This is a genomic window from Allobosea sp. Root381 (genome assembly GCF_001429395.1).
In the GTDB taxonomy this organism is placed as follows: domain Bacteria; phylum Pseudomonadota; class Alphaproteobacteria; order Rhizobiales; family Beijerinckiaceae; genus Allobosea.
In genome coordinates this window covers 20755-42082 of the sequence record NZ_LMJT01000045.1, presented here as the reverse complement: position 1 = coordinate 42082, position 21328 = coordinate 20755, and the positions used below count along the sequence as shown (strand labels likewise).

The following is a 21328-nucleotide window of genomic DNA, read 5'->3' as shown; positions in this document are numbered from 1 at the left end:
CCGGTCCTGCCGATGGTCGGCGGCCCGTCATGGGCCTGCCTCTCTTGCGTCTCTAGGAAGAATTGGGCTTGCCGCTAAGGGCCGTTCCCGCTGAAACGCCAGTCCATTCGCCACTGGCGCCGAGGTCATCGATGCTCCGGCGCAGCCCGATCACCCCCGCCTGGATCTCGGCCGGCGAGAAGCCGCTGAAGCCGAGGACGAGGCCGTCCCGCGCGGGCGGTTCGAGGCAAAAGCGGCTGATCGGCGCGACTGTCACGCCTCGCTTGGCCGCCGCCTGGGCGATCGCGCAGGCGGCCAGCCCCGCGCGCGGGAAGGCGACGGTGTGCATGCCCGTCTGGGTAGGGACCACCTGCAGATCGGGCGCCAGATGCTCCTGCGCCGCGTCGAGCAGCGTCTGGTAGCGCTCCTGATAGAGCTTGCGCATGCGGCGCACATGGGTCGCAAAATGCCCTTCGACGATGAAGTCTGCGACGATGCCCTGCAGTGCTGTCGGCACGCCGGGCGAGAAGGCGTCGAGGCAGATGCCGATCTGTTCGACGAGATGCGGCGGGGCGACGAGGAAGCCGAGGCGCAGGGACGGGAACAGCGTCTTCGAGAAGGTCCCGACATAGATGACGCGCCCGCTGCGATCGATGCTGGTCAGCGTCGCCATCGGCGCGCCCTGGAAGCAGAACTCGCCGTCCCAGTCGTCCTCGATGATCCAGGCGCCGTTGGCCTCGGCCGCTTCGAGCAGGGCGAGGCGGCGCTCCAGGCTCATCTTGGCGCCGAGCGGCTGCTGATGCGCGGGCGTCGTGAAGGCCAGCCTGAAATCGGGCGCGCGGCGCAGGCCCTCCTCGACGACGAGGCCGGATTCGTCGACCGGTACGGGCACCAGATCGGCGCCGGACTGGATCAGGCTGTTGCGCGCGCCGATCGCACCGGGATCCTCGAACCAGACCTTGTCGCCGGGGTCGAGCAGCGTCGCGGCGATCAGCTGAAAGGCCTGCTGGGCGCCGGCGACCACGAAGATCTGCTGCCATTCGCAGGCGATGCCGCGGTTGAGCCGCAGATGCGCGGCGATGGCCTGCCGCAGGACGCGCTCGCCATGCGGGTCGGGATAGCCGAGTACCTGATGCCTCGCCTTGCGCCAATGCCGCCCCGAGAGCTTCGCCCATTGCGCCATCGGGAAGGCGTCGAAGGCCGGCATCGCCGTGGTGAAGGCGCGGGGCTGGTGGGGCAGGCGCGTTCCGAACAGCTTCGAGGCGGTGTTCATCGCCTGCGCCAGCTTCACCCGCGCGGTCGGGGCGGCGATCGCGGCGGCGGCCGGCGCCGGCCGCTCGTTCGCCAGAGCCCGGCTGACGAAGGTGCCGGAGCCGATGCGGGTCTCGATCAGCCCTTCCGCCGCCAGCCGCTCGAAGCTCTCGACGATGGTCGTGCGGGCGACGCCGAATTCCTGCGCCAGCGTCCGCGTCGCCGGCAGGCGCTCGCCGACCTTGAGGGTCCCGCCGAGAATGAGTTCGCGCAGTCCCGCGCAGATCTGCACGCTGAGCCCATGCGTCCCCTCGCGATCGAGCACGATCGACTGGAGCAGAGCTCCCTCCTCGCGTTTGACCATGCGCGCCCCCGTTCCACCCGCTTCCCGAGTGGACTGCAATTTTCGACAGAGTGGACCTTGGGATCAGACCAATTCAAGCCCCTCCTGCACCCGACGCCATCCCGCAGTCCCGCCGGGCGGCGGTTGCGGATCTGGCAGCGGCAGCATGAAGATCACCCGGCTCGAAAGCTTCTCGACCCAGGATGTCGGTTTCGTCCGCGCGACGGGCGAGGACGGCAGCCAGGGTTGGGGGCAATTCTCCCCCTACAATGCCGACATCACGGCGACCGTGTTCCACCGCCAGGTGGCGCGCTGGGCGATGGGCGAAGATGCCTTCGCCGTCGATGGTCTCGTAGCGACGATCTGCGAACGCGAGCACAAATTCCCGGGCTCCTATCTCTGCCGCGCCCTGACCGGGCTCGACACGGCCTTGTGGGATCTGCGCGGCCGGATCGAGCGCAGAAGCGTCTGCGAGTTGCTCGGCGGCACGCCGCGTCCCTTTCCGGTCTATGCCTCCAGCATGAAGCGCGGCGAGATCACGCCGGAAGCGGAAGCCGAGCGCTTCCTGCGCCTGCGCGATGTCCATGGCTATCGCGCCTTCAAGTTCCGGGTCGGGCGCGAATGCGGCCGCGACCTCGACGAATGGCCGGGCCGAACCGAGGCCATCGTGCCGCAGATCAGGCGGGCACTCGGAGCTGACGCGACGCTTCTCGTCGATGCCAACAGCGGCTACTCCCCTGCGAAGGCCATCGCGGTCGGCAAGCTGCTGCAGGACCACGGGATCGTCCATTTCGAGGAGCCTTGTCCCTATTGGGAGCATGCCTGGACGCGGGAAGTGCGCGAGGCGCTTGATCTCGACGTCACCGGCGGCGAGCAGGATTGCGACCTCGCGGTCTGGCGCGCCATGATCGAGGGGCGCGTGGTCGACGTGGTCCAGCCCGACATCTGCTATATCGGCGGCGTCGGGCGAATGCTGACGGTGGCCCGCTGGGCGGCCGAAGCCGGCCTGCCGGTGACGCCGCATTCGGCGAACCAGTCGCTCGTCACGGTCTTCACCCTGCATCTCATGGGCGCGCTGGCCAACGCCGGGCCCTATGTCGAGTTCTCGATCGAGGGGGCCGACTATTATCCTTGGGAGCAGGGGCTGCTGCGAAACCCGCCCGTAGCGCGCGACGGCATGGTCGCCATTCCCGACGGGCCGGGCTGGGGCGTCGAGATCGAACCATCCTGGCTGGAGCGGGCCGCCTATCACGTCACCGAGTTGGGCGCGTGATCGTGGAACGTGCGCAACTCGTCGATGAGGCCCTTCGGACGGGGAGGCTCGCAGGCCTGCCGCGCGGCCATTTCATCGCCGGGCGCTTCGTCGCCTCGGCCTCCGGGCGGGAGATGGAGAGCTTCGATCCGGGCAGGGGCCAGGCCTTCGCATCCGTCGCAGCCGGCGATGCCGAGGATGTCGAGCGCGCCGTTGCGGCCGCCCGCGCCGCCTTGTCAGGCCCATGGGCCCGCCTCGGCCCGGCGGCGCGCGGCGAAATCCTGCTGCGTGTCAGCCGGTTGATCTCGGAGCGGGCGGCACGCTTCGCGGTGGTCGAGACCCTGGATTCAGGCAAGCGGCTCGCGGAAGCGGAAGGTGACGTCGCCGGGGTGGTGCGGGCCTTCTCCTATTATGCCGGAGCCGCCGATAAGCTCCATGGCGACAGCATGCCGCTCGGCCCCGACCATATCGGCCTCACCATCGAGGAACCGGTCGGCGTCGCAGCCCAGATCGTGCCCTGGAACTATCCGCTGTCGACCGCGGCGCGCGGGATCGCGCCTGCGCTCGCGGCAGGCTGCACGCTGGTCGTGAAGCCGGCCGAGCAGACGCCCTTCACGACGCTGATGCTGGCGGAACTCCTGCACGAGGCCGGCCTGCCCGAAGGCGTCCTCAACGTCGTCGCCGGCACCGGCTCCGATGCGGGGCCGGCGCTGGTCGCCCATCCCGGCATCGATCACATCACCTTCACCGGATCGGTCGCGACGGGGCAGCGCGTGATGCGCGCAGCGGCCGAGCACGTCACCCGGCTGGTGCTGGAGCTCGGCGGCAAGTCGCCGGTGGTCCTGCTGGCCGATTGCGATCTCGACGCGGCGGTCGACGGCGTGATGGAGGCGATCTTCGAGAATGCCGGCCAGATCTGCTCGGCCGGCTCGCGGCTGATCGTCGAGGAGGCGATCGCCGATCGCGTGCTCGACCGGCTGGTTACGCGGGCGCAGGCACTGCAGCCGGGGCATGGCCTGAGCAATGCCGGAATCGGGCCGATCAACGCGCCGGCGCAGCTGGCGCGCGTGGCGGCCCATGTCGACAGGGCGCGCGCGGCCGGCAACCGCATCCTGACCGGCGGAGCGATCGTGCCGCCCGAAACCTGCGGCGGCGGCTGGTTCTATCGGCCGACCATCGCGCTGGCGCGCGGAGCGGATGATCCGCTGGTCCAGGAGGAAATCTTCGGTCCGGTGCTCACGGTCCAGCTCGTCCCCGATTTCGAGGCGGCGGTCGCGGCGGCGAATGCGACCCGCTACGCGCTCGTCGCCGGCATCTATACGCGCGACCACGCCCGGGCCTGGCGTTTCGCCCGTGCGGTCGATGCGGGCCAGGTCTACATCAACGAATTTTTCGCCGGAGGCGTCGCCATGCCCTTCGGCGGCAATCGCAAATCCGGTTTCGGCCGTGCCCAGGGCATGGCGGGCTTGCGCAGCTACTGCAAGCTCAAGAGTGTGGTGGCGCGGATTTGAGTCGCCGGGGGGAAGACGCAAAGATGTCGAGCGCGCTGTTCGCCAGCGATTTCAAGGCTGCGCCCTATTGGTGGGACGGAGTGCCGCGGCCCGAGCTGCCGCTCTCCGAACCGCCGAAGCAGGCCGATGTCGTGGTCGTCGGCTCCGGCTACACCGGCCTTCACGCCGCGCTCCGGACGGCGAGGGGCGGCCGCCATACCGTCGTGCTCGATGCCGAGGCGGCGGGCTTCGGCTGCAGCACCCGCAATGGCGGCCAGATCTCCACCAGTGTGAAGCCGAGCTTCGCCGAACTGTCCCGGCGCCATGGCAAGGAGCGCGCCTTCGCGATCCAGCAGGAGGGGCGGAACTCGCTCCGCTGGATCGGCGATTTCGTCCGCGAGGAGGGCATCGATTGCGATTTCGGGGTGGTCGGCCGTTTCCACGCCGCGCACTCTCCGGGCAAGTACGAGGAACTCGCGCGCAGCGTCGACGACCAGCCAAAGGGGCTCGAGGTCGCCTGCCATGTCGTGCCACGGGCGGAGCAGCGCAGCGAGGTCGGCTCCGACCTCTATCACGGCGGCGTGGTTTATGAGAGCCACGCGTCCATCGACCCGGCACGCTATCATCAGGGCCTGCTGTCGCGCGTGTTCGCGGCCGGCGCCGAGATCATCCCGTTTTGTCCGGCGCAGGGGATCGACCGGATCGGCAATGAGTTCCTGGTCCAGACGCCGCGCGGCACCATCCGGACGCGGGACGTCGTCATCGCCTCGAACGGCTACACCGGTCCGCTGACCAATTGGCTGCGCCGCCGCGTGATTCCGATCGGCAGCTATGTGATCGCGACGGAGGAACTCGACCCCGCGCTGGTCGACCGGCTGATCCCGCGCAACCGCATCGTCAGCGATACCCGCAAGGTCGTCTATTATTACCGCGCCTCGCCCGACCGGCGCCGCATCGTGTTCGGCGGCCGGGTTTCGCTGAGCGAGACCGATCCGCGCCGGAGCGGGCCCGATCTCCACGCCGCTCTGCGCAGGATCTTCCCGGAGCTCGCCGGGGCGAAGATCAGCCATTCCTGGTGCGGCTTCGTCGCCTATACCTTCGACGAGCTGATGCATATCGGCCGCCATGAGGGGATGCACTACGCCATGGGCTATTGCGGCTCGGGCGTCGGCATGGCGAGCTATCTCGGCATGCGGCTCGGCCAGCAGGTGCTCGGCCTCGCCGAGGGCGCGACGGCCTTCGACCAGCTGCTCTTCCAGACGCGCCCCTTCTACAGCGGCAATCCCTGGTTCCTCGCTCCGTCGGTCTTCTACTACCGCTGGCGCGATCGCCTGGCACGCTGAGCGCGTCCGATTGGTCACCCGGAATTCTCAGAGTGGACCTTATCGCCAGACCAATTCCGACAAATTCTGCAGGCGGGGAGGAGTGCGAAGGCCGGTCGTCCGGTCCTCCGCGCTGACGCCACCGGGGAAGAACACCGTCCAGATCAGGAGAACTGACATGCTGCGCCAGCCGATCGTACCGTCGAGAACCGTCCTTGCCCTTGCCATGGGCCTGTCGAGCGCAGCGCCTGCACTGGCGCAGGAATTGACCGTGGTGTCGTTCGGCGGGGCCTATCAGGACGGGCAGAGCAAGGCCTTGTTCGCGCCCGCCGCCAAGGCTCTGGGCATCAAGATCAAGGAAGAGACCTACAGCAGCATCGCGGACCTGCGCCTGAAGGTGAAGGCCGGTGCCGTGACCTGGGACGTCGTCGCCAGCGGCTCCGGCAGCGCGGCGCGGGCGGGTGCGGAGGGCATTCTCGAAAAGCTCGACTACAAGGTCATCGACACGGCGGACTTCCTGCCCGGCACGGCGCAGGATTATTGCGTCGGCGGCGACGTCTTTTCGACCGTGCTGGCCTGGAACACCAAGACCTATGGCCAGAACGGCCCGCAGAGCTGGGCCGATTTCTGGGACGTGAAGAAGTTTCCTGGCAAGCGCTCCTATCGAAAGGGCGTCGCGGGCGCGCTGGAGCCGGCGCTGATGGCCGACGGCGTCCCGGCCGACAAGGTCTACGAGGTCCTCTCCCAGCCGGGCGGCATCGAGCGCGCGATCAAGAAGATCGGCGAGCTGAAGCCGCATATCGCGGTCTGGTGGAGTTCCGGGGCGCAACACGCCCAGCTCATGAAGGACGGCGAAGTCGACATGATCACCGGCTGGAACGGCCGCTTCGACGTGGCCGCCAAGGACGGCGCCAAGGTCGCCTATACCTTCAACCAGGGGCTCGCCGACTATGATTGCTTCGCGATCCCCAAGGGCGCGCCGAACAAGGATCTGGCGATGAAGTTCCTCGCCGAGATCAGCAAGCCGCAATACCAGGCCGAATTCACGAAATACATCACCTACGGCCCGACCAACAAGAAGGCCTATGAAGGCGGCGCGATCGACGCGGCCTATGCCAAGACGCTGCCGTCCTATCCCGACAATGCCGCCAAGCAGCTGCCGATCGACCTGGACTGGTACATCAAATTCGAGGCCCAGGCCTCGGCAGCCTACCAGAACATGCTGACCGAATGAGGCGGTCCGGCGATCAGGAGCGGCCGCAGCCTGCGACTGTTGCAGCGGCAGGATCGACGACGGCGCTGCCGATCGCGGTCCGGCAGCTGAGCAAGGCCTACGGCGCGGTGCCGGTGCTCGACGCGATCGACCTCGATGTCCGGCCCGGCGAGTTCTTGACGCTGCTCGGCCCTTCGGGATCGGGCAAGACGACGCTGCTGATGGCGATCGCCGGCTTCCTGCGACCCGACAAGGGCAGCATTCGCTTCGGCGAGCGAGAGGTCGTCCGGCTCGCGCCGCACAAGCGCGAGATCGGCATGGTCTTCCAGAACTACGCGCTGTTCCCGCATATGGACGTGGCGCGCAATGTCGGCTTTCCGCTGCGGCTGCGCCGCGTGCCGGTCGCCGAGATCGCCCGGCGCGTCGAGGCGGCGCTGGAGCTGGTCCAGCTCGGCGGCTTCGGCGGACGGCGGATCGACCAGCTCTCCGGCGGCCAGCGCCAGCGCGTCGCGCTGGCCCGCGCCATCGTCTTCGAGCCGCGCATCATCCTGATGGACGAGCCGCTCTCGGCGCTGGACAAGCAGCTGCGCGAACGCATGCAGATCGAGCTGCGCCAGCTCCATGAGCGCCTCGGCACCACCACCGTCTATGTCACGCATGACCAGCGCGAGGCGCTGACCATGTCGGACCGCATCGCGATCCTCGATCGCGGGCGGATCGCGCGCGTCGACACGCCCCGCGCGATCTATGACGAGCCCGGTAGCCGCTTCGTCGCCGAGTTCATCGGCGAATCCTCCTTCCTCGACGTGGATGTCTCGGGCGGCGTCGCCCGTGCCGGCGGCGCGACCATCCGCGCGCGCCAGCTTCCCGTTTCACACGGGCGGTGCACGATGGCGCTGCGGCCCGAGCGGATGCGCTTGCTCGATGCGGGCGAGGGGGAGGACCTGAACTGCTTCGACGCCCGGGTGACCGGCGTGATCTATCAAGGCGACACGCTGTTGCTGCAGACAGTCCTGGGCGATGGCAGCCCGGTCGCGCTGCGGCTGGCTACGGGCGGAGCCGCCGCGAGAGCGCCGGCGATCGGAGCGGCCGTGCGGATCGGCATCCCGGTCGAGGATACCGTTCTGCTCGCCGATGAGCCCGGAGCAAGGCCGTGACGGTCAGTCCTACGGCCATTGTCGGTCCCGCCGGCGATTTCCATGCCGCTGCTCTGCGGCGCGACGCCTGGCTCGAGCGCCTCGGCCTTGCCGGCCTCGCGGCGCCGGCGCTGCTGCTCGTCATCGTCGCGATGCTGCTGCCGATAGGCTGGCTGTTCGGCCTGTCCTTCCGCGACGACAGCGGCGCGCTCAGCCTCGAACATTACCGGCGCATGCTGGCCGAGCCGTCTTATGGCCGAACCTTTCGCACGACCTTCGAAATCAGCCTGGCGACCACGGCGATCTGCATCCTGCTCGGTTATCCGCTGGCCTATTTCCTGTCGCAGCTGCCGCGCCGGGCGGCCAATCTCTGCATGATCGCGGTGCTGCTGCCGTTCTGGACGTCGCTTCTGGTGCGCACCTATGCCTGGCTCGTGCTGCTGCAGCGCCGAGGGCTGATCAACAATTGGGGTATCGAACTCGGCCTGTGGAGCGAGCCGCTGCAGCTCGTGCACAATGCCGGCGGGACGCTGATCGGCATGGTCCACATCATGCTGCCCTTCCTGGTCCTGCCGCTCTACGGCACGATGCGTGCCATCGACGGCAATCTCCTGCGTGCCGCCGCCAGCCTCGGCTCGACGCCTGTCCACGGCTTCTGGACGGTGTTCTTCCCGCTGTCGCTGCCTGGATTGGCGGCCGGCGCGTCGCTGGTCTTCGTTCTCTGCCTCGGCTTCTACGTGACCCCGGCCATGCTCGGCGGCGGCAAGGTGACGATGGTCTCGAACCGCATCGCCAACGACATCGAGCTGTTCTTCAACTGGGGCGCTGCGAGCGCGCTCGGCGTGGTGCTGCTGGTGATCACGCTGGTCGTGCTCGTCCTGGCGGCGAAGCTGTCGCGCGGTGCCGGCCTGTTCGGGGCGGGGCATTGACCATGAGCTGGCTCGACCGCCCCGCCAGCGACACGCAGATCAGCCACCGTTCCCGGTTGTGGCTCTACGCGCTCGGCGTGCTGGTGCTCGCCTTCCTCGTCGTGCCGACGCTGATCGTGATCCCGATGTCCTTCTCGCATTCGCAGTATCTGGAGTTCCCCCCGCGGGAATGGTCGCTGCGCTGGTACGAGGCCTATTTCGCGTCGCCGAGCTGGATGAGGGCGACGGCGACCTCGTTCAAGGCAGGCTTCCTGACCGCGCTGCTGGCGACGCCGCTCGGCGTGCTCGCGGCCTATGGCCTGCATGTCTCGCGGCTGCGCTTCTCCGGCGTCGCGATCCTGGCCCTGCTGACGCCAACCATCGTCCCGGTCATCCTCGCCGGTATCGCGCTGTTCTATGCCTTCGTGCAGCTCAAGATGGTGAACTCGCTCCTCGGCATCGTGCTGGCGCATACGATGCTGGCGGTTCCGATCGTGATGATGATCGTCGGCTCGGCGCTGAAGAGCTTCGATCTCGATCAGGAGCGCGTCGCCCGCAGCCTCGGCGCCACGCGCCTGCAGGCCTTCCTGCAGGTGACGGCGCCGCAGATCCGCTTTGCCATCGTCACCTCGGCCGTTCTCTCCTTCCTGACCTCCTTCGACGAGGTGGTGATCGCGCTGTTCGTCTCGGGCGGCGACAACTCGACGCTGACCCGCATGATGTTTATGGCCCTGCGCGACCAGATCGATCCGACCATCGCCGCGATCTCGACGATCATGATCGTGATCACATCGCTGCTGCTGGGCATCTCCCAGTTCGTCGGCAAACAGGAGAGTTAGCCGCTTTCGGCTCAGGCAGGTTCGCCTTCCGACACCAGTGCGAACAGCCGGTCGATCAGCAGGGCGAGCACCGCGACGAGCATCGCGCCCTGCACGACATAGGCCGTGTTCGAGCCCGACAGCCCCTCGATAATCGGGGAGCCGAGCGAGAGGGCGCCAACCGTCGAGCCCACCGTCGCGGTGCCGACATTGATGATGGCGGAAGTGCGTATTCCGGCCAGGATCACCGGCGCCGCCAGCGGCAGCTCGACCTGCAGCAGGCGCCGCAGCGGCGTGAAGCCCATCCCGTCCGCCGCGTCGCGGACGCTGACCTCGACGCCTTCAAGCCCCGCGACGGTGTTGGCGATGATCGGCAGCAGGGCGTAGACGAACAGCGCGACCAGCGTGGCGCCTGAGCCGTAGCCGAGCACGGGCACCGTCAGCGCGAGCACGGCGACGGGCGGAAAGGTCTGGCCGATCGCGGCGGTCGCCGAGACCAGCGGCAGCAGGCGCTTGCCCGCTTCGCGCGTCACCAGGATGCCGGCGCTGACGCCGACGAGGGCCGCGGCGCCTGTCGCGCCGAGCACGAGCTGGAGATGCGCGAGCGTGAGGTCGAGGAAGCTCGCCCGTGTGTAGAGCGGTCGCTCGAGCCCCGGAAAGACGGCATGGAAGAGCGGCGTGCTGAAGGGCAGCAGCAGGAGCAGCGCGGCCAGCAGGGTGGCCATGACGAGGACCGGGCGAAGCGCGCGCAGCGTCATGGCCGGCGCTCCGGGGCGAGGTCTTCCAGGCCGATCCGGCCGAGAATGCGCCCGTCGTCGTCGCGGACATCGAGCGCCGTATGGCCGCTTGCCACCATATGGGCGAGGGCGGCCGAGAGCGTCGCGTCGGGCGCGATGCTTGCGGCGGCAGCCACCGGCGCGGGAGGCTGCATAACCTGCGCGACGGTGGTGCCGGCCAGCAACTTAAGGATGGCCTCCTCGCCGCCGATGAAGTCGCGGACGCGTCGATCGGCCGGGTGGTGGACGATCTGCGCCGGCGTGCCGTCCTGCACGATCCGGCCGTCCTCCAGCATGATGATGCGCTCGCCTACCTTCAGCGCCTCCTCGATGTCATGGGTGACGAAGACGATCGTCTTGCCCGTCGCCCGGTGGATCGCCTTGAGCTCGTCCTGCAGCCCGCGCCGCGTTACCGGGTCGAGCGCACCGAACGGCTCGTCCATGAGCAGGATCGGCGGGTCCGCCGCCAGCGCCCTTGCCACGCCGACGCGCTGCTGCTGCCCGCCGGACAACGCGCTCGGCCGGCGTTGCGCCAGCCCGTCGCCTTGCAGTCCGACCAGCGCAAGCAGGGCCGCGACCCGCTCCGCCACCTTGTGCTTCGGCCAGCCGAGCAGCCGCGGCACGGTGGCGATGTTGTCGAAGACGCTCCAATGCGGAAACAGTCCGCCGGCCTGGATGACATAGCCGATGCCGCGCCGCAGGATCGCCGGGTCGCTGTCGCGCAGGTCGCGGCCATTGACCGTGATCCTGCCTTCATCGGCCGGGATCAGCGCATTCATCATCCGCAGCGTCGTCGACTTGCCGCAGCCGGACGGCCCGACGATCACGTTGAACGAGCCTTCCGCGATCGTGAGGTCGAGCCGGTCGACGACCCGTCGGCCGCCATAGAGCTTGCTGACGCCGTCCAGCGTGATCATCGCTTCGGCTCCCCATTGGCGGCCAGGGCCGAGAAGGCTGCATCGGTCGCCAGCGCGAGCAGGATCGTCGGGATGACGCCGAGCAGGACGAGATCGAGCGCGTTCTGGCCTAGCCCCTGGAAGACGAAGGCGCCGAGCCCGCCGGCACCGATCAGCGCCGCGACGACCGCGAGCCCGATGGTCTGGACGATGACGATCCTGAGACCGGCGAGGATCACCGGCAGCGCCAGCGGCAGCGAGACCTGCAGCAGGATCTGGTTTCGGCGCATGCCGAGGCCCTGCGCTGCATCGATGGTCGCGGCCGGCACCGCATCGAGCCCCGTAACCGTGTTCCGGACCAGCGGCAGCAGCGCGTAGCAGATCAGTGCGATTAGCGCCGGTGTGGTGCCGATGCCCGACACACCGACCGCCTTGAGCCCGGGTACGGCCTCGGCCAGCGAGGAGAGGGGGCCGATCATCAGGCCGAACAGGGCAATCGAGGGCACCGTCTGGACGATGTTGAGCACGGCGAAGAGGCGCCGCCGGAAGCGGGGCCGCCGCGTAGCCCGGATGCCAAGCGGCACCCCCAGCGACACGGCGACGAGAGCGGTGCTCGCGACCAGGAAGACATGCTGTCGCAAGGCCGCCGCGAAGACATCCGAGCGCGCCCGGTATTCGCGAGCCAGCGAGAGCGCATCGAACCAGCCCAGCGCGGCCATGCCGACGACCGGCGCGAGGATGGCGATGGCGAGCAGCAGTCGCGCGCGGGTCGAGAGCCCGGCTTGCTGCGCCAGGTCGATGAAGGCCAGCGCAAGAGCGGCAAGGATCAGCCAGAATGCGGGCCCGAGCGAGGTCCGGGCCGCGGGAACTTCGGGATTTGCCAGTGCGGCCGCGCCGGTGCCGGCGGCGGCCAGGATCAGGATCAGTGCTGCGAGGAGGGCCGATCCGGTCAGGAGCGTCGTTCTCTGGCCGGGCCGGCGAAAGGCCAGCACAAGAAGGCCGGCGGCGAGGATTGCGAGCACCCAGAGCATCGCGGTGCCCGCGACGGCGTGGAGCGGAAGCGGCCGGCCGGGAACGATCCGGTTCGGCGCATGCGACAGGAAGCCGAGCCCGCAAGCGGCCGCAACCGCAATCGCAGTCAAGGCCGGCAGCACCCAATTCTGCACGCGCGCCACCGCGCCGCCAGTCTGCCCCGTGCTTCGGGCGGCGCCTATTTCAGCAAACCCTTCTCCTTGAGATAGGCGGTGGCGACGGCCCTGGCGCTCTGGCCATCGACGGCGATCTTGGCGTTCAGACCCTGCAGCGTCTCCAGCGTCAGCGACTTGAAGACCGGGGCAAGCAGTTCGGCGATGCGTGGATGTCGGTCCAGGACCTCCTTCCGCACCACCGGAGCGGGTTGGTAGACAGGCTGCACCCCCTTGCTGTCGGCGAGCACGACCAGGCCGAGCGCGGCGAGCTGCCCGTCAGTGCCATAGGCCATCGCGGCATTGACGCCCGAGGTGCCGGAAGCAGCAGCCTGTTCGGTGGCCGCCGTATCGCCGCCGGAGAGCACGAGCAACTGGTCGCTCGTCAGCTTGAAGCCATAGGCGGCCTGGAAGGCGGGCAGGGCGGCAGCACTTTCGACGAACTCGGCGGAGCCCGCGAGCTTGACCTTGCCGCCGCCCGAAACCCATTTGCCGAAATCGTCGAGCGATGTGAGCTTCTGCGCCGTCGCGAGGTCGCGCCGGACCGCGATGGCCCAGGTGTTGTTGGCGGGCGCCGGCTGCAGCCAGACGAGCTTGTTGGCCTCGTCCAGGGTCTTCGCCTTCTCATAGGCGGCCTCGGCAGATTTCCAGGCAGGGTCTTTTTCCTGGCTGAAGAAGAACGCGGCGTTGCCGGTATATTCGGGATAGATGTCGATCTCGCCCGCGAGGATCGCGGTCCGGACGATCTTGGTCGGCCCGAGCGAGATCTTGTCCTCCACCGGGATGGCGTTCGCCTGCAGCACCAGCGCGATCATCGAGCCGAGAAGTGCGCCTTCGGTGTCGATCTTCGAGCCGACCTTGACCGCGGTCTGGGCCATCGCCGGGGCGGCCCCCAGCAGGCCGCACAAGACCAGGCCAACTCTGATGAGCTTCTTCATGATCGGCCCTCCCGTCCTTGCCAACGTGTCGGAAAGCATAGCCCGCTAGCTCTGCGCTATTGCAACGTTCTCACGCCGCGAGAGGTTCACGCGATGCGCGAGGCGACGGTCCTGCGGACCGGGTTCGAGGCTAGGCCATCGTCGGGCTTGGCGTAAACCGGCTGCCCAAACGCGCGCAGAATCTCCGCCTCCGGCGGCTGGGCGCGCTGAGCAGACGAGCGCTGCGGCTGCTGTCCGGGAAGCCTTCCTCGGATCGTCGCAAAATCCTGTGTGCCATCGTCGCTGGTCTTGAGCCCAAGCCCTTGCCCCCGGCTATAAAGGTGCCGGCACGCAACGAGACAGGAACTGTTCAGATGGCGAAGGAATTCACTGGCAAGCGGGTGGTCGTCATGGGCGGCAGCCGCGGCATCGGGCGCTCGATCGCTCTCAGCTTCGCGGCGGGCGGCGCAGCCGTGTCGATCTGCGCACGCGGGAAGGGGCCGCTCGAAGCCACCCGCCTTGAGATCGAGGCACATGGGGTCAAGGCCCATGCGGCCAGCGTCGATCTCGCCGACGCGGATGCGATCAGCGCCTATATGCCCGAGGCGGTGAAGGCTCTCGGCGGGCTGGACGTTCTCGTCAACAACGCCTCCGGCTTCGGTCATTCGGATGACGAAGAGGGGTGGGCGGCCTCGCTCAACATCGACGTGATGGCCGTCGTCCGCGGCAGTCATGCCGCGATCCCGCATATGAAGCCGGGCTCGTCGATCGTGAATGTCTCGTCGATCTCGGCGCTGCGGGCCTCGTCGCGGGCGGCGCCTTACGGCGCGGTCAAGGCCGCGGTGATGCACTACACTGCGAGCCAGGCGAAGATGCTGTCACGGCAGGGCATCCGGGTGAACTGCGTCGCGCCCGGCTCGATCGAGTTCCCCGGCGGCACCTGGGAGGATCGCAAGACCTCCAACCCCGAGCTTTACCAGGCGACGCTGGCGAGCATCCCCTTCGGCCGCATGGGCAAGCCTGAGGAAGTCGCCGAAGTCGCGCTCTTCCTCGCGTCGGAGAAGGCGAGCTGGGTCACCGGCCAGTCCATCGTGGTCGACGGCGGGCAACTCGTCGGTCCCTGATAGGGCCCGTCGTTGAAGGAGGCGCAGCCCTGCCCGATCGAGCCCGACGCGACGCCATGACGGGCGGACGGCCGATGGCGCAGGGAGCGCTTTGCGGGTTCAGCCATTGAACGAGACGTGGTCGATCTCGATCACGTCGCCTTTCCGGCGAGCCGGGCTTTTGCCGGCAGCGGTCCCCGGGCGCCTGATCTGCTGGCCGTTTCAGGCAGCCCCGGCTCGCTCGTCACCGGTGCGCAGGTTTACCAGTTCGGCTCCTGTGCGACCGCCGGCAGCAGAACCTCGGGCGCCGGCAGGCGGCCCTCGAACCAAAGTCCTGCGGTCGCACGCGACATCGCCGCGCCGTCATGGCCGACGCCGGGCACGACGATGCGCGTCCAGTTGCAGGGCAGCCCGAGCCGGGCGGCCTCGGCGCGGGCGAAGTCGAGCATGAACTGCGAACGCGCGAAGCGATGCGGTCCCTGGGCCAGCGCTTCGGGATTGGACGGCAGGTTCGGATCGGCGGTGGCGATATCCTGGTCGCCGGCCAGGATCGTCATCGGATAGGCGAGCCAGCGAGCAACATCGTTCTGCGCAAGGCCAAGCCCGCCGAGGCCCTCCGGAAACGGACGATCCAGCGTCGGCAGCGTGTACCAGCCGGGATTTCCGGCCATCGCGGCCTCGAACGGCTCATGGCTCTGCGTCGCCAGCAGGCGGTGCAGGAACTGGCCGCCGGCGGAGTGGCCGTAGATTTTCACGCGCGTGCGGTTGGTCATGCCGCCCTTGCGCAGCGCCGCGACAACGCGCTCCGGCACGGCATAGAGCCAGTCCGCCTGCGGCGCCACCGCGCGGTCGGCCGTCAGCACGAGCCCGTTATTGTAGCCCTCGGCGCCGTTGAAATGTTCGGAGCCGAAGGTCGGTGCGACGATCAGCAGGTTGTGCTTCTCGGCCGCCTCGATCCAGAAATCGCGGTAATCGTCGCCGTTGCGCATCATGCCGTGCTGGACGAGCACGACTTCGTCGTCCGGCCCGTGCCGCTCGGGGCGGTAGAAATTGATCTCGAACGGCCGGTCGGGATGCCGTGCGTCGACGAAGGGCACGCAGCCGCGGCCGCGCGGCAGGACGAGCTCGGTGGTCACGGGCGCTTTGGTCGCAACGATCATGGAGAGCCTTCGAAGCTGTGCAGATGGCAGGCGGCGCTGCGGCCGGGCGCGATCTCGGCCAGCGCGGGGCGGACCTCGCGGCAGACCGGCATCGCCTGGGGGCAGCGCAGGTGGAAGGGGCAGCCCGGAGGCGGCGCGAGCGGCGATGGGATCTCGCCGCTGACGCGCTCGAAGGCGCGCTTGCGGCCCTGGGCCGAGGGGATCGCCTTGACCAGGGCCGCGCTGTAGGGATGCGCCGGCGCCTCGAAGACGTCTCTCGCCGGCCCGATCTCGACGATACGGCCGAGATACATGATCGCGACGCGGTCGCTGATATGGCGCACCAGGCCCAGGTCGTGGCTAACGAAGAGATAGGTCAGCCCGAGCCGCTCGCGGATATCCATGAACAGGTTGATGACCTGCGCCTGGATCGAGACGTCGAGCGCCGAGACCGGCTCGTCGCAGACGAGGAATTCGGGCTTCACCGCCAGCGCGCGGGCGATGCCGATGCGCTGGCGCTGGCCGCCCGAGAACTGGTGCGGGTAGCGGTCGCGATAGGCGAGATCGAGGCCGACCTCGCTGAGAGCCCGGTCGACCTCGGCGTCGATCCGGTCCTTCGGTACGAGCTTGTGGACGGCCAGCGCCTCGCTGACGATGCGGGCGACCTTCATGCGCGGGTTCAGCGAGGCATGCGGGTCCTGGAAGATCATCTGGACCTTCAGCAGGAAGGCGAGCTTGTCCTTGCCCCGCAGCTTGGAGACCGGGCGGCCGTCATAGATCGCCTCGCCTTCGGTCGGCTCGATGATGCCGGTGGCGATCCGAGCGAGCGTCGACTTTCCGCAGCCGGACTCGCCGACGAGGCCGAGCACCTCGCCCTTCATCACCGAGAGATCGACGCCGTCGACGGCCTTCAGCGTCTTCGGCTTCTCGCCCTGGCCGACGGCCGCGAGCAGAGTCTGGGCGATGTTGCTCTTGCCCTTGAAATGCTTGCGCACGCCGCGCAGCTCGAAGAGGGGCGTGCTCATGCGACGGTTTCCAGCGCAGTGACCGGGTTGTGGCAGCGATAGTGTCGCGGCCCTTCAGCGACCGGCGGCGGATTGATCTCGGCGCAGATCGCAAGCGCATGGTCGCAGCGCGGCCGGAACGGGCAGCCGCTCGGGCGACTGTCGATGCGCGGCGCCATGCCCTCGATCTGGCGCAGGCGCCCGCCGGGCTCGACCATCGCCGCCGAGGAACCGAGCAGGCCGCGCGTATACGGGTGGCGGGGATTGTCGAGGACCAGGTCGATCGGCCCGGTCTCGACGACGCGGCCGGCATACATCACCGCGATCCGGTCGGCGAGCTGGGCGACGACGGCGAGGTCATGGGTGATCCAGATCACCGCCGTGCCGGTCTCGCGCGCCAGCTTCTGCACCTCGTAGAGGATCTGGCTCTGGATGGTGACGTCGAGCGCGGTGGTCGGCTCGTCGGCGATGATCAGGTCGGGCTCGTTCAGGAGCGCGATCGCGATGGCGACGCGCTGGCGCATGCCGCCGGAGAATTCGTGCGGATACTGCTTCAGCCGCGTCTCGGGCGAGGAGATGCCGACGCGGCCGAGCGCCCGCGCGGCCAGGGCCAGCGCCTCGGCGCGCGCGACCTTGCGATGCTCCAGCACCGCCTCCGCCATCTGCTCGCCGATGGTGAGCACCGGGTTCAGCGTCATCAGCGGATCCTGGAAGATCATCGCGATGCGGTCGCCGCGGAGCGCGCGCAGCCGTTCCGGCGTCGCTTTGCGCAGGTCCTCGCCCTTGAACATGACGCTGCCGGCGACGACCTCGCCGGGCGGATCGATCAGCTGCACCAGCGAGAAGCCGGTCACCGACTTGCCGGAGCCGGATTCGCCGACCAGCCCCAGCACCTCGCCGCGCTCCACGGTGAGATCGACGCCGTCGATCGCGGCCCAGGCGCCATCGAGCGCGTGGAAGACGGTGCGCAGGCCGCGCACCTCGAGCAGGCTCTGGTCGCTCATGAGCGCACGTTCAGGCTGCGGCGCAGCCTGTCGCCGACGAGATTCAGGGACATGATCAGCAGGACCAGGGCGATGCCGGGGAAGACCGCGATCCAGTATTCGCCCGAGAGCAGGAACTCGAAGCCGTTGGCGATCAGCAGGCCGAGCGAGGGCTGCGTGATCGGCACGCCGACGCCGAGGAAGGACAGGGTGGCTTCGAGCGTGATCGCTCCGGCGATGCTGATCGAGGCGACGACCAGCACCGAGCCGATCGCGTTCGGCAGCAGATGCATCAGCATGATGTGGCGGGTCGGCAGGCCAAAATTCACAGCAGCCTCGATATATTCCTTGCGCCGCTCGACCATGGCGGCCGCACGCATCAATCGGGCGTACTGCGCCCACTGAACCAGCACGATCGCCAGGATCACCTTGTCGACGCCGCGCCCGATCGAGGCCAGCAGCACCAGCGCGACCAGGATCGAGGGAAAGCCGAGCATGAAATCGACGATCCGCATGATGATGGCGTCGACGGCGCCGCCGAACTGGGCCGCGACGAGCCCCGCCATGACGCCGATCACCAGCGCGCCCAGCGTCGCCAGCAGGCCGACCATCAGGCTGGTGCGCAGGCCGTAGAGGATGGCGCTCAGCATGTCGCGGCCCTGTGCGTCGGTGCCGAGCCAGTAGGTCGCGCCCATCATGCTTTCAGCGCCCGGCGGCAGCCGGTTGTCCATTACGTTGAGCGCGGCGAGGTCGTGCGGGTTCTGTGGGGCGATGAAGGGAGCCAGCACGGCCAGCGCGACGAGGATGCCGAGCAGGATGGCGGCGCCTCGCAGTGTCGGCCGGCTGCGGATGCGCTTCAGGACCAGGGCGCGCAGCGGCGTCGCGGCTTCGGAGGGGATGCTCATGCGCTGCCTCCCGAGAGCTTCACGCGCGGGTCGAGGGCGGCGTAGAGGATGTCGACCAGGAGGTTGACCGTGACGAAGAGCAGCGTCGCCAGCATGACATAGGCGACCACGACGGGGCGATCGAGCTGGTAGATCGAGTCGATCAGCAGCTTGCCCATGCCCGGCCAGGCGAACACCGTCTCGGTGATTGTCGAGAAGGCGACGAGGCTGCCGAATTCGATGCCGATCACGGTGACGACCGGGATCAGGATGTTGCGCAGGACGTGCCGGCCGACGATGCGGCGTGGCCGCACGCCCTTGGCGCGGGCGTATTTGACGTAGTCCTGCCCCATCGCCTCGTTGGCCCCGGCGGCGACGACCCGGATGAGCAGCGCCATGTTGGGAATCGAGAGGTTCAGCGCCGGCAGGATCAGGTGCTTCAGCCCATTGGCGGTGAACAGGCTGGTCTGCACCCCGAGGATACTGACGGTCTCGCCGCGCCCGGCCGTCGGCAGCATGCCGAGCACCACCGAGAACAGCAGGATCAGCATCATGCCCTTCCAGAAGCTCGGCAGCGAAAAGCCGAGCACCGTTCCGGCCATGATCACCCGCGCCGGGCGGCTGTCGGGGTCGAGCCCGGCATAGAGGCCGAGCGGCACGCCGACGACGATGGCAAGCCCCATCGCCAGCAGGACCAGCTCGACCGTCGCCGGCAGCCGCGCCAGGATCAACGAGATCGCCGGCACGCCATGCACGAAGGAGCGGCCGAGATCGCCCTTCAGCGCATTGCCCATGAAGGTGAGATATTGCTGCCAGACCGGCAGATCGAGGCCGAGCCGGCGGATCAGCGCCTGCCGCTCGGCATCGCTGACCTGCGGCGGCACGAGCAGCTCGATCGGATCGCCGATGCCGTAGACGGCGAAGAACACGACGACCGAGACCGCGAGCAGCACGAAGATGCTCTGGATCAGTCGCTGGAGGATGAACGCGGTCATGAAAGCCCGAAAGGCTGATACCCGTCACGGCCGGGTCATCCGGTCGTGACGGGGCGATTGCGTGATGTGATCGGCTGGCCGGCTTACTTGGCCGGCTGCATCGACATGGCGAGCGTGAACTGGTCGGCTCGGCCGGTGACCTTGATGTCGGCCTTCGAGGCCCAGATCGTGCTCTCGAAATGCAGCGGGATGAACGCCGCGCCTTCCAGGGCCCGGGCCCCGGCCTTGCGCAGCAGTTCCTCGCGCTTGGCGTCGTCGAGGGTCTGGATGGCCTCGCGGATCAGCTTGTCGAACTCGGCATCCTGCCAGCCGCCATAGTTCGAGCCGCCGATCGTCTTGGCCTCGTCGGCCGTCGCCGGCCACTGCCGCAGGAAGGACGCCGCCTCGCCGCTGGTGGAGCCCCAGCCGCCGAGCGCGACGCTGAATTCCTTCTTGGCGCGGCGCGGGAAATAGATCGCGCGGGTCATCGCGTCGACATCGGCCTTGATGCCGACCTGCGCGAGGTACTGCGCGACAGCCTGGGTGATCTGGCCGTCATTGATGTAGCGGTCATTGGTCGAGGACAGGGTCAGCTGGAAGCCGTTGGGATAGCCGGCCTCGGCCAGCAGCTTCTTCGCGCCCGCCGGATCGTACTTGATCACCGGCGGATTCGGTAGCGTGCCGAACATGCCGGTCGGCAGGAACTGGTAGGCCGGCTGCGCCGCGTTATCCATCAGGCGCTTGACGATGGCGTCGCGATCGATCGCCATCGACATCGCCCGGCGGACGCGGACGTCCTTGAGCGGGTTCTTGTCGCCCTCCGCCTTGACGAAGGGGCTCGGCTCGCGCGCCACGTCGAGCTGGAAGTAGATCACCCGGGTCGAGGGCGTGATGACGGTCGAGAAGCGCTTGTCGGTGTTGATGCGGCCGAGATCGCGCGCTGCCGGGTTCTCGATCACGTCGTAATCACCGGCGATCAGCCCGGCGAGACGCGGCCCGGCATTGGTGACGGGCACGAAGCGAACCACGGCCCAGGGCTGCTTGCCGCCCCAATACGTGTCGTTGCGATCGAGCTCGATCGCGGAGCCGCGGACATAGCTCTTCAGCTTGTAGGGGCCGGTGCCGATGGCGGCGCTGCCGTCGTTGAAGGTCGTCAGCGTCGGCCATTCGCCGGTGACGCCGCAATTCTTCTCGACATCGAAGCTGAGCGCGTCGTGCTTGGCAGTCGATGAACTGATGATGCCGACGGTGCCGACCAGCGTGGGCAGCAGCGGCTCGGGCTGCTTGGTCTGGATCACCAGCGTATGCGGATCGGGCGCGGTGACGGAGGCGAAATTACCGGTCACGTCGGCGAAGGAGCCGGTGATCTTGGTCTCGTTCTTCAGGGTGCGGCAGAAGGTGAAGATCGCGTCGGCGGCCGTGAACGGCTTGCCGTTCGAGAAGGTCACGCCCTGGCGCAGCTTGAACGTCCAGGTGTTCTTGCCGTCGTTCTCCCAGGAGAGGGCGAGCGCCGGCTTGACCTTCTGCTGCTCGTCCTGCGTCGTCAGCCCGTCGAAGATGTGCTGAGCCAGCGCATTATTGGGGGTCAGGTCATGATAATGCGGGTCGACGGCCGTGGGCTCGGAAGCGAGCGCGACGCGAAGGGTTTGCGAAGTGGCCGGCATGGCCCACAAGCAAGCGCCGGCGAGCAGCGCGCCAAGGCGATAGATGCGCATTATGGAATCCCCTTCTGAGTCGCTGGCAGATTTTGACAGCT

General features: G+C 68.2%; 19 protein-coding genes. 8 read left to right on the top strand and 11 right to left on the bottom strand.

Going from position 1 to position 21328, the window contains the following annotated elements; all coding sequences use genetic code 11:
- Positions 1-52 precede the first annotated feature (52 nt).
- Positions 53-1594 carry a PLP-dependent aminotransferase family protein gene (locus ASE63_RS25845; protein ID WP_082610308.1) on the bottom strand — a complete coding sequence of 514 codons (1542 nt, stop codon included), beginning with the start codon at positions 1592-1594 and terminating at the stop codon, positions 53-55.
- A 145-nt stretch (positions 1595-1739) separates the two neighbouring features.
- On the opposite strand from ASE63_RS25845, the gene ASE63_RS25840 reads away from it, so the two are divergent.
- From ASE63_RS25840 to ASE63_RS25810, 7 genes are all read left to right on the top strand, one after another.
- Positions 1740-2846: a mandelate racemase/muconate lactonizing enzyme family protein gene (locus ASE63_RS25840; protein ID WP_056808481.1), complete on the top strand. Its 1107-nt coding sequence runs from the start codon at positions 1740-1742 to the stop codon at positions 2844-2846.
- A complete protein-coding gene (locus ASE63_RS25835; RefSeq protein ID WP_200962627.1) occupies positions 2843-4336 on the top strand; it encodes an aldehyde dehydrogenase family protein in 1494 nt (497 codons plus the stop codon). Before ASE63_RS25840 ends, ASE63_RS25835 begins: the two co-directional genes overlap by 4 nt.
- 23 nt (positions 4337-4359) lie before the next feature.
- Positions 4360-5658 (top strand): FAD-binding oxidoreductase, encoded by a 1299-nt coding sequence (locus tag ASE63_RS25830; RefSeq protein WP_056808479.1) that lies wholly within the window; start codon positions 4360-4362, stop codon positions 5656-5658.
- Positions 5659-5815: 157 nt separating this feature from the next.
- Positions 5816-6871, top strand: a complete 1056-nt coding sequence (locus ASE63_RS25825; RefSeq protein WP_082610307.1) for an ABC transporter substrate-binding protein — start codon at positions 5816-5818, stop codon at positions 6869-6871.
- Entirely contained in the window at positions 6868-8007 is a 1140-nt protein-coding gene (locus ASE63_RS25820; protein WP_056808475.1) for an ABC transporter ATP-binding protein, read from the top strand. Before ASE63_RS25825 ends, ASE63_RS25820 begins: the two co-directional genes overlap by 4 nt.
- Positions 8004-8915: an ABC transporter permease gene (locus ASE63_RS25815; protein WP_244491611.1), complete on the top strand. Its 912-nt coding sequence runs from the start codon at positions 8004-8006 to the stop codon at positions 8913-8915. Before ASE63_RS25820 ends, ASE63_RS25815 begins: the two co-directional genes overlap by 4 nt.
- Positions 8916-8917: 2 nt before the next feature.
- Entirely contained in the window at positions 8918-9733 is an 816-nt protein-coding gene (locus ASE63_RS25810) for an ABC transporter permease (protein WP_056808474.1), read from the top strand.
- A gap of 11 nt (positions 9734-9744) precedes the next feature.
- On the opposite strand, the gene ASE63_RS25805 is transcribed toward ASE63_RS25810, so the two are convergent.
- The 4 genes from ASE63_RS25805 to ASE63_RS25790 are packed head-to-tail and all read right to left on the bottom strand — an operon-like array spanning position 9745 to position 13446.
- Positions 9745-10470 carry an ABC transporter permease gene (locus ASE63_RS25805; protein ID WP_244491609.1) on the bottom strand — a complete coding sequence of 242 codons (726 nt, stop codon included), beginning with the start codon at positions 10468-10470 and terminating at the stop codon, positions 9745-9747.
- The gene (locus ASE63_RS25800) at positions 10467-11405 is read right to left on the bottom strand and encodes an ABC transporter ATP-binding protein (protein ID WP_056808472.1); all 939 of its coding nucleotides are present in this window, start codon (positions 11403-11405) and stop codon (positions 10467-10469) included. Before ASE63_RS25800 ends, ASE63_RS25805 begins: the two co-directional genes overlap by 4 nt.
- Positions 11402-12550: an ABC transporter permease gene (locus tag ASE63_RS25795; RefSeq protein ID WP_082610319.1), complete on the bottom strand. Its 1149-nt coding sequence runs from the start codon at positions 12548-12550 to the stop codon at positions 11402-11404. The genes ASE63_RS25800 and ASE63_RS25795 overlap by 4 nt, the downstream gene beginning before the upstream one ends.
- A gap of 44 nt (positions 12551-12594) precedes the next feature.
- Entirely contained in the window at positions 12595-13446 is an 852-nt protein-coding gene (locus ASE63_RS25790; protein WP_244491622.1) for an ABC transporter substrate-binding protein, read from the bottom strand.
- A gap of 413 nt (positions 13447-13859) precedes the next feature.
- Here ASE63_RS25790 and ASE63_RS25785 point away from each other — a divergent pair, with 413 nt between their 5' ends.
- Entirely contained in the window at positions 13860-14609 is a 750-nt protein-coding gene (locus tag ASE63_RS25785; protein WP_056808467.1) for an SDR family NAD(P)-dependent oxidoreductase, read from the top strand.
- 239 nt (positions 14610-14848) lie between these two features.
- On the opposite strand, the gene ASE63_RS25780 is transcribed toward ASE63_RS25785, so the two are convergent.
- The 6 genes from ASE63_RS25780 to ASE63_RS25755 form a co-directional block, all read right to left on the bottom strand.
- The gene (locus tag ASE63_RS25780; protein WP_056808465.1) at positions 14849-15748 is read right to left on the bottom strand and encodes a prolyl oligopeptidase family serine peptidase; all 900 of its coding nucleotides are present in this window, start codon (positions 15746-15748) and stop codon (positions 14849-14851) included.
- A complete protein-coding gene (locus ASE63_RS25775; RefSeq protein ID WP_056808463.1) occupies positions 15745-16752 on the bottom strand; it encodes an ABC transporter ATP-binding protein in 1008 nt (335 codons plus the stop codon). The genes ASE63_RS25780 and ASE63_RS25775 overlap by 4 nt, the downstream gene beginning before the upstream one ends.
- Positions 16749-17735 carry an ABC transporter ATP-binding protein gene (locus ASE63_RS25770; protein WP_056808461.1) on the bottom strand — a complete coding sequence of 329 codons (987 nt, stop codon included), beginning with the start codon at positions 17733-17735 and terminating at the stop codon, positions 16749-16751. The genes ASE63_RS25775 and ASE63_RS25770 overlap by 4 nt, the downstream gene beginning before the upstream one ends.
- The gene (locus ASE63_RS25765; protein WP_056808459.1) at positions 17732-18619 is read right to left on the bottom strand and encodes an ABC transporter permease; all 888 of its coding nucleotides are present in this window, start codon (positions 18617-18619) and stop codon (positions 17732-17734) included. Before ASE63_RS25765 ends, ASE63_RS25770 begins: the two co-directional genes overlap by 4 nt.
- Positions 18616-19593 (bottom strand): ABC transporter permease, encoded by a 978-nt coding sequence (locus tag ASE63_RS25760; RefSeq protein ID WP_056808457.1) that lies wholly within the window; start codon positions 19591-19593, stop codon positions 18616-18618. Before ASE63_RS25760 ends, ASE63_RS25765 begins: the two co-directional genes overlap by 4 nt.
- Before the next feature lie 83 nt (positions 19594-19676).
- Positions 19677-21287 carry an ABC transporter substrate-binding protein gene (locus ASE63_RS25755; RefSeq protein ID WP_056808455.1) on the bottom strand — a complete coding sequence of 537 codons (1611 nt, stop codon included), beginning with the start codon at positions 21285-21287 and terminating at the stop codon, positions 19677-19679.
- Positions 21288-21328 lie beyond the last annotated feature (41 nt).